This window comes from Streptomyces sp. W16 (genome assembly GCF_033194735.1).
Lineage (GTDB): Bacteria > Actinomycetota > Actinomycetes > Streptomycetales > Streptomycetaceae > Streptomyces.
On sequence record NZ_JAWOAI010000485.1, the window covers coordinates 1 to 7,388 of the forward strand.

The following is a 7,388-nucleotide window of genomic DNA, read 5'->3' on the forward strand; positions in this document are numbered from 1 at the left end:
CGGTGCCGCAGGCCACGTCGAGCAGGGCGCGGGCGTCCTGCGGGACGAGGCCGAGTACGGCTTCGGCAGCGGCGGCGGCACGGGGCTCGCCGCCGCGCGTCGCGTCGTAGGCGTCGGCTTCCTTGTCGTAGTCGAGCACGCTGTTGCCCCTCCCCGTCCCGTGGGGTCAGGCCGCGCCGTGGCCCGGTGCCAAGTCCTCGACTCTGTGGGCGAGTTGGAAGTCCAGTTCGGTGATCGCGCCGCCGACGCTGTGGGTGTTCATGGTGAGGGAGACGGTGTTGTAGCCGAGGGTGAGGTCGGAGTGGTGGTCGAGTTCCTCCTGGACCTGGGCGATGTGGACGACCATCGCGGTGGCCGCGAAGTGGGTGCCGAGCCGGTAGGAGCGGGTGAGGTGACCGGCGTCGGCGGACCAGCCCGGGAGTTCCGCGAGTCGGTCCTCGATCTCCTTCTGCGACAGCGGTGCGACGGGCATGGCCTCGGTCCTTCCTCGGGGTCGGGTTCGCCTTCGGCAACTTCAGCCTGCCACAGGAGGTCGGCTGCGGCCCTGGTCAGAAGAGTGCCCCCGGGTGAGTCCGGTACGCGGCTCCCCCGGACGGGTTCCTGGGTCCGTTCACGGGCGGGCCGCTTCGACTACGGTCGTGCGTATGACCATCGTCGCGACCGGTACCGACGTCTCCACCGCCCCTCCGGCCGGCGTCCCCGCGGGTACCCCTGCCGCCGTCTCCGCCGGCAGGGGTGTCGGCCCGTTGCTGCGTGCCTGGCGGGAGCGGCGGCGGGTCAGTCAGCTGGAGCTGGCGTCGCGGGCCGACTCCTCGGCGCGGCACATCAGCTTCGTCGAGACGGGGCGGTCCCGGCCGAGCGAGGAGATGGTGCTGCGGCTGGCCGAGCACCTGGAGGTGCCGGTGCGGGAGCGCAACTCCCTGCTGCTGGCGGCCGGTTACGCCCCGCGCTATCCGGAGACCCCGTTGGACGACCCGGCGTTGGGCGCGTTGCGCGAGGGTCTGGAGCGGCTGATCCAGGGCTACGAGCCGTATCCGGCGCTGGTGGTCGACGCCGTGTACACCGTGGTCGCGGCGAACCGGGGCATCACCATGCTGCTGGACGGCGTACCGGAGTCCCTGCTCCAACCGCCGCTGAACGCCATGCGGTTGACGCTGCACCCCGAGGGCATGGCGCCGCGCATCCGCAATCTGGGTGAGTGGCGCGGGCATCTCCTCGCGCAGATGGAGCGGCAGATCGCCCTGCACCGGTCCGAGCCGCTGCGGGCGCTGTACGAGGAGGTCGCCGCGTATCCGGTGCCGGAGGCGGCCGGCGACGAGGCCGAACCGGGCTCTTCCGTACCGTACTTCGCGCTGCCGATGCGGATCGAGCACGAGGGGCGGGTGCTGTCGTTCGTCTCCTCGATCTCCACGTTCAACACTCCGATGGATGTGACGGTCTCGGAGCTGGCGATCGAGACGTTCCTCCCGGCCGACCCGGCGACGGCCAAGTACCTGCGCACGCTGGGGGACTGACGGATGATCACCTCCGAACCGCTGAGGCAACGGCCGGAACATGGCACACTGCCCCCAGACTTCGGCGCGTATGGGGAGGCGTGGCGTGAGTGAGCGGCGGCCCGCGCCCACCGTGGGCCAGGTAGTGCTGGGCAGAAGGCTCCAGGAGTTGCGCGAGGCGGCCGGTATCAAACGCGAGGAGGCCGCGCAGGTCCTGCGGGTGGCTCCGGCGACCGTACGGCGGATGGAGATGGCCGAGGTCGCGCTGAAAGTGCCGTATGTGCAGGTGCTGTTGAGCACGTACGGGGTGCCCGACGAGGAGGCGGACGCGTTCGTCGCGCTCACCGAGGAGGCGAACCAGCCGGGTTGGTGGCAGCGGTTCCACGATGTGCTGCCGGAGTGGTTCAGCCTGTATGTGAGCCTGGAGGGCGCGGCCGGGCTGATCCGTTCGTACGAACCGCACTTCGTGCCCGGTCTGTTGCAGACCGAGGAGTACGCGCGTGCCGTGATGGAGGCCGGGACGATCGGGCAGACCGGTCCGGAGACCATCGAGCGGCATGTGTCCCTGCGGATGGCGCGCCAGGGGTTGTTGGAGCGGGACAATCCGCCGCACCTGTGGGTGATCATGGACGAGACGGTGTTGCGGCGTCCGGTGAGCATGCGCGGTGAGGTGATGCGCGAACAGCTGGACAAACTCCTGGAGTTCGGCGAGCGCGACCGGGTCACGCTCCAGGTCGCGGAGTTCGAGAACGGCCCGCACCCGGGGACGTACGCCCCGTTCTCGCTGTTCCGTTTCGACGAACCGGAGCTGCCCGACATGGTGTTCACCGAGTATCTGACCGGCGCCCTGTATCTGGACTCCCGTACCGAGGTCTCCGCGCATCTGGAGGTCCTGGACCACATGACGGCGCACGCCGCGTCCGCACAGCGCACCAAGAAGATCCTGCGGGACTACCGCGAGACCTTCTGAGCACGGCCCGGTACACAGGCCCGAACTCCCGAGGAGACGACACCGCATGACCGGATCCGAAGCCGCGCCCACCCGTATTGACACCAGTCGGCCGCATCCGGCGCGGGTGTACGACTGGTGGCTCGGTGGCAAGGACAACTATCCGGTGGACGAGGAGCTGGCGCGCCGGATCCTCGCCGCGGACGGCACCGTGCTGCGTGGGGCGCGTGCCAACCGCCGGTTCATGCACCGGGCGACGCGGACCGCCGCCATGGCCGGGATTCGCCAGTTCCTGGACATCGGCACCGGTATCCCGACCGAGCCGAACCTCCACCAGGTGGCGCAGAGTGTCGCCCCGGACGCGAAGGTCGTGTACGCGGACAACGACCCGATCGTGCTGCGGCACGCGGAGGCGCTGCTGCACGGCGCGCCCGAGGGCAGCACCGAGTACGTGCACGCCGACGTCCGTGACCCGGACACGATCCTGCGGCTGGCCGGCGAGACCCTCGACTTCACCCGGCCGGTCGCGCTGTCGCTGGTCGCGCTCACCCACTATCTGGACGACGCGGCCGACGGCGACGACGTGTACGGCCTGATCAAGCGGTACGTCGACGTCCTCGCCCCGGGCAGTTACCTGGTGTTGTCGCAGGTCACCCCGGATCTCAGCCCTGAGGCGATCGCGCAGGCCGCCGAGCACTTCCGGCGCAGCGGCACCCCGTTCCACCCGCGCTCGCTGGCCGAGTTCTCGCGCTTCTTCGACGGCCTGCAGCTGATCGGCCCGGGCGTGATCGCCGTCTACGGCTGGCGTCCGGAGCCGGAGGACGTGGCCGCCCAGGCGGAGGGCATCGTCCCGGTCTACGGCGGGGTCGCGCTGAAGGTCTGACCTCGGCGCCCGCCCCGTACGCCCGCAGGTCGTGCCCCGTACGGCCGGCGTGAACGGGTGCGCTCTGCTGCCCCGCCCCAGGAACTCGCCGCGCACTACGTGCAGGTCTTCGACTTCAGCAACCGGCAAGGCCTGTACCTGAGGCCTGAGCAGCGCCCCAAAGGGGCGCGGGGAACTGCGCGACCGGCCACGACGATGCCGCAGGCGACCGACGGCCCAGGCTGCTCTTCCAGCGGAGCGTCTACGCCGCGCCGCCCTTCGGCTCGCGTTCGTCGTCGACGATCTCCGCGTCGACCACGCCTTCCTCCTCCTGGGGCGAGGTGTGTTCCTCGGGGCTCTCGGTCTGCTCCGTGGGTGACTGTTGGGCGGCCTGGGCGTACATCGCCTGGCCCATGCGCTGGCTGACGGTGGCGAGGTTCTCGACGGCGGTGCGCAACTCGGCGGTGTCGGACTCTCCTTCCAGGAGGGTCTTCACCCCGGTGGCTGCCGCCGCGACCTCGGACCGGGTGTCGGCCGGGATGCGTTCCTCGTTCTCGCGGACGAACTTCTCGGTCTGGTAGACGAGTTGTTCGGCCTGGTTGCGGGTCTCGGCGGCCTCGCGGCGCCTGCGGTCCTCGTCCGCGTACTGTTCGGCCTCGCGCATCATGCGGTCGATGTCGTCCTTGGGGAGCGCGGAGCCGCCGGTGACGGTCATCTTCTGTTCGCGGCCGGTCGCCAGGTCCTTGGCGGAGACGTGCATGATTCCGTTGGCGTCGATGTCGAAGGCGACCTCGATCTGCGGGACGCCGCGCGGGGCGGGTGGCAGGCCGGTGAGGTCGAAGACGCCCAACTTCTTGTTGTACGCGGCGATTTCACGTTCGCCCTGGTAGACCTGGATGCCGACCGAGGGCTGGTTGTCGGTGGCGGTGGTGAAGATCTCCGAACGCCGGGTCGGGATGGTCGTGTTGCGTTCGATGAGCTTGGTCATGATGCCGCCCTTGGTCTCGATGCCCAGGGACAGCGGGGTGACGTCGAGGAGTAGGACGTCCTTCACGTCGCCGCGGATGACGCCGGCCTGGAGGGCGGCGCCGACCGCCACTACCTCGTCGGGGTTGACGCCCTTGTGCGGGTCCTTGCCGGTGAGTTCCTTGACGAGGTCGGTGACGGCGGGCATCCGGGTCGAGCCGCCGACGAGGATGACGTGGTCGACGGCGGCGAGCTTGATGCCGGCGTCCTTGACCGCCTGGTGGAAGGGGGTCTTGCAGCGGTCGAGGAGATCGGCGGTGAGTTCCTGGAACGAGGCGCGGGTCAGTTTCTCGTCGAGGTGCAGCGGGCCGTCGGCGGAGGCGGTGATGTAGGGCAGGTTGATCGTCGTCTCGGAGGACGAGGACAGTTCGATCTTCGCCTTCTCGGCGCCCTCGCGCAGGCGTTGGAGCGCCATCTTGTCCTTGCCGAGGTCGATGCCGTACTGGCCCTGGAACTTCTTGACCAGGTACTCCATGACCCGCTGGTCCCAGTCGTCGCCGCCGAGATGGGTGTCGCCGTTGGTGGCCTTGACCTCGATGACGCCGTCGCCGATCTCCAGGAGGGAGACGTCGAAGGTGCCGCCGCCGAGGTCGAAGACGAGGACGGTCTGCTCCTCGCCGCGGTCGAGGCCGTAGGCGAGGGCGGCGGCGGTCGGTTCGTTGATGATCCGCAGGACCTTCAGGCCCGCGATCTCGCCGGCCTCCTTGGTGGCCTGGCGCTGGGAGTCGTCGAAGTAGGCGGGGACGGTGATCACGGCGTCGGTGACGTCCTCGCCGAGGTAGGCCTCCGCGTCGCGCTTCAGTTTCTGCAGTACGCGCGCGGACAACTCCTGGGCCCGGTACCGCGTTCCGTCGATGGCGCCCGTGTCCGGAAACCGCCACGCGGTGTTGCCCATGTGCCGTTTCACCGAGCGCGCGGTGCGGTCGATGTTCGTCACCGCCTGCCGTTTGGCGACCTCGCCGACCAGCACCTCGCCGTTCTTGGCGAAGGCCACGACCGAGGGTGTGGTCCTCGCTCCCTCGGCGTTGGCGACGACCGTCGCCTCCCCGCCCTCCAGTACCGCGACCACCGAGTTCGTGGTCCCCAGATCAATACCGACCGCACGTCCCATCGCCGTCCCCTTCCGCCAGGCGCTGCCCGATCTCCAGCTGAGAACTTGAGTGCCGGAATGTCAATGCCGCACCCGTTTTTCCGGGCGCGGCATCGAGAGGGGAGAGAAAGCGGGGGTCAGGCGGATTCGACCGTCAGCGTGATCGTCGTACCCGCGAGCGCCTGGCTGACCGGGCAGTTCTTCTTGGCGTCCTCGGCGGCGGCCTTGAAGCCGTCCTCGTCCAGGCCGGGGACCTCGCCGCGGACGGTGAGGTGGATGCCGGTGATGCCCTCGCCGGGCTGGAAGGTCACGTCGGCCTTGGTCTCCAGGCGGGTGGGCGGGGTGCCCGCGCCGGCCAGGCCGTGCGACAGCGCCATCGAGAAGCAGCTGGAGTGGGCGGCGGCGATCAGCTCCTCGGGGCTGGTCTTTCCGTTGGCGTCCTGGGCCCGCGACGCCCACGTCACCGGCTGCTCGCCGATGCCGGAGGAGTCGAAGGTGACGACGCCGCTGCCCTCCAGCAGGTTGCCTTCCCAATTGGTGTGGGCGGTGCGCGTGGTAGCCACGGTGAGTCCTTTCGATGCGGATGTCGTTCGAAGGCCCATCCGATCACATTCCGCTTCAGCGCACCCGGAAGACCGGCCCACGCGGGGTGAACGGCAGGCGAGCGCCTTGTGGAATCAGATAGGCGTGCTCGCGCCGCACCCGCAGCACGTCGCACCAGCCGTCGGTGATGACGAGGACGGGCGCACCCGGCGGGAAGTCGTCCGCACGGTGCAACAGGTCGATCCCGGGCTGCAGGACGGTGCCGCCGCGGCCGTGGACGCGCACCCGGCCCGCGATGTCGGTGACCGGTACATAGCCCGCGTCGTGCGGGGCCGCGTCGCAGAACACGACCCGGGCGGCCGGTACATCACGGGCCTCGGCGTACGAGGCGATCGCGCCCAGCGCCTTGCCGAGGAGGGTGCGGTCCATGGAGCCGGAGGTGTCGAGGACGACGCCGAAGGTGCAGCGGGCGACCTCCTCGGGCGGGAAGTAGTGGCCCGCGCGCGGGATGTCGGGGGTGGAGGACTGGCGGCGCGAGGGGCGGGCGTAGGACCGTACGGGCTCCGGGCGGGGCACGAACTCGTCGAACCAGCGGGCGAGTTGGGCGTCCCAGGGCAGGGGTGGATGGCTGAGGGCGCGGATCTCCTCGACCAACCCGCCGGGCAGGAAGCCGCGTTCGTGCTGCTGGTGCAGGTCCAGGCCGCGGGCGAGGCCGCGCCGGTAGAACTCGTCGAGGTCCACGTAGTCGCGGGCGCTGCCGAGCGGGCCGCCGAGGATGTCGCCGACGCCCTTGCCGCGCAGGGTGGCCAGGCGGCGCGTGCGGCGCAGGTCGGCGGTGATCCGGTCGTAGACCTCCTCGGCGGAGAGGTCCTTCAACTCCGGGTCGTACAGCAGGCCTTCGGGCATCGTGCCGATGTCCATCTCGCGCAGCCAGCCGTTGATGACGTAGTCGGCGGCGATGTTGAAGAGGAACGGGTCGCGGGTGCCGCAGCGGTCGCCGTGGCGCAGGGCGGCGTGCAGCATCTCGTGGGCGAGGACGAACCGCCATTCCTCGTCGTCGAACTGGCGCAGCGGGTTGATGTAGATCTCGGCCGCCTCGGTGTCGACGGCGGCGACGGAGATGCCGTGGGCGCGGGCGAGTTCGGCGTCGGCGACGAGGGTGATGCCGGCCGCGATGCCGCCGAGGAGCGGGTAGTTGGAGACGAACCAGCTCAGGGCGCGCTCCCAGGGGCGCAGCCGGGTCGGGCCGCCGTACATCGAGTCGCGGCGACCGCCGGCGAGGTCCATGGCGACGGACATGGTCCGGGTGAGCGCGCTAGCGAAGGCGATCTGCCAGTCGACGGGCTTCCCGGGCCAGCCGTGCCACGGTACGAGCAGCTGGTCGGGGGCGCCGCCGGCCGTGCCGCAGTGCTCGTAGGCGGCCGG

At 70.2% G+C, this 7,388-nt stretch carries 7 protein-coding genes and 1 pseudogene; 3 read left to right on the forward strand and 5 right to left on the reverse strand.

Features of this window, described 5'->3' with window-relative positions; all coding sequences use genetic code 11:
- Nucleotides 1-139, reverse strand: a pseudogene (locus R6V09_RS41210) (SAM-dependent methyltransferase); the annotation flags it as partial.
- Nucleotides 140-166: 27 nt separating this feature from the next.
- Nucleotides 167-472 carry a 4a-hydroxytetrahydrobiopterin dehydratase gene (locus tag R6V09_RS41215; protein ID WP_317886613.1) on the reverse strand — a complete coding sequence of 102 codons (306 nt, stop codon included), beginning with the start codon at nt 470-472 and terminating at the stop codon, nt 167-169.
- Nucleotides 473-644: 172 nt separating this feature from the next.
- Here R6V09_RS41215 and R6V09_RS41220 point away from each other — a divergent pair, with 172 nt between their 5' ends.
- The 3 genes from R6V09_RS41220 to R6V09_RS41230 all read left to right on the forward strand — a co-directional run bounded on the left by R6V09_RS41220 (nt 645) and on the right by R6V09_RS41230 (nt 3,325).
- Nucleotides 645-1,514: a helix-turn-helix domain-containing protein gene (locus tag R6V09_RS41220; RefSeq protein ID WP_317886614.1), complete on the forward strand. Its 870-nt coding sequence runs from the start codon at nt 645-647 to the stop codon at nt 1,512-1,514.
- 85 nt (nt 1,515-1,599) lie between these two features.
- Nucleotides 1,600-2,463 (forward strand): helix-turn-helix domain-containing protein, encoded by an 864-nt coding sequence (locus R6V09_RS41225; RefSeq protein ID WP_317886615.1) that lies wholly within the window; start codon nt 1,600-1,602, stop codon nt 2,461-2,463.
- 46 nt (nt 2,464-2,509) lie between these two features.
- Entirely contained in the window at nt 2,510-3,325 is an 816-nt protein-coding gene (locus R6V09_RS41230) for an SAM-dependent methyltransferase (RefSeq protein ID WP_317886616.1), read from the forward strand.
- Between the two features lie 241 nt (nt 3,326-3,566).
- Here R6V09_RS41230 and dnaK read toward each other — a convergent pair whose 3' ends face one another.
- The 3 genes from dnaK to R6V09_RS41245 all read right to left on the reverse strand — a co-directional run.
- Entirely contained in the window at nt 3,567-5,441 is a 1,875-nt protein-coding gene (gene dnaK / locus R6V09_RS41235; protein ID WP_317886617.1) for a molecular chaperone DnaK, read from the reverse strand.
- A gap of 116 nt (nt 5,442-5,557) precedes the next feature.
- Entirely contained in the window at nt 5,558-5,983 is a 426-nt protein-coding gene (locus R6V09_RS41240) for an OsmC family protein (protein ID WP_317886618.1), read from the reverse strand.
- A 55-nt stretch (nt 5,984-6,038) separates the two neighbouring features.
- On the reverse strand, nt 6,039-7,388 hold a 1,350-nt coding region (locus R6V09_RS41245), incomplete at its 5' end, for a vWA domain-containing protein (RefSeq protein ID WP_317886619.1).

What these genes read in the sequence shown, in the direction of transcription:
- R6V09_RS41215 (WP_317886613.1), bottom strand. Translation starts at nt 472, where the DNA reads ATGCCCGTCGCACCGCTGTCGCAGAAGGAGATCGAGGACCGACTCGCG.
- R6V09_RS41220 (WP_317886614.1), top strand. Translation starts at nt 645, where the DNA reads ATGACCATCGTCGCGACCGGTACCGACGTCTCCACCGCCCCTCCGGCC.
- R6V09_RS41230 (WP_317886616.1), top strand. Translation starts at nt 2,510, where the DNA reads ATGACCGGATCCGAAGCCGCGCCCACCCGTATTGACACCAGTCGGCCG.
- dnaK (WP_317886617.1), bottom strand. Translation starts at nt 5,441, where the DNA reads ATGGGACGTGCGGTCGGTATTGATCTGGGGACCACGAACTCGGTGGTC.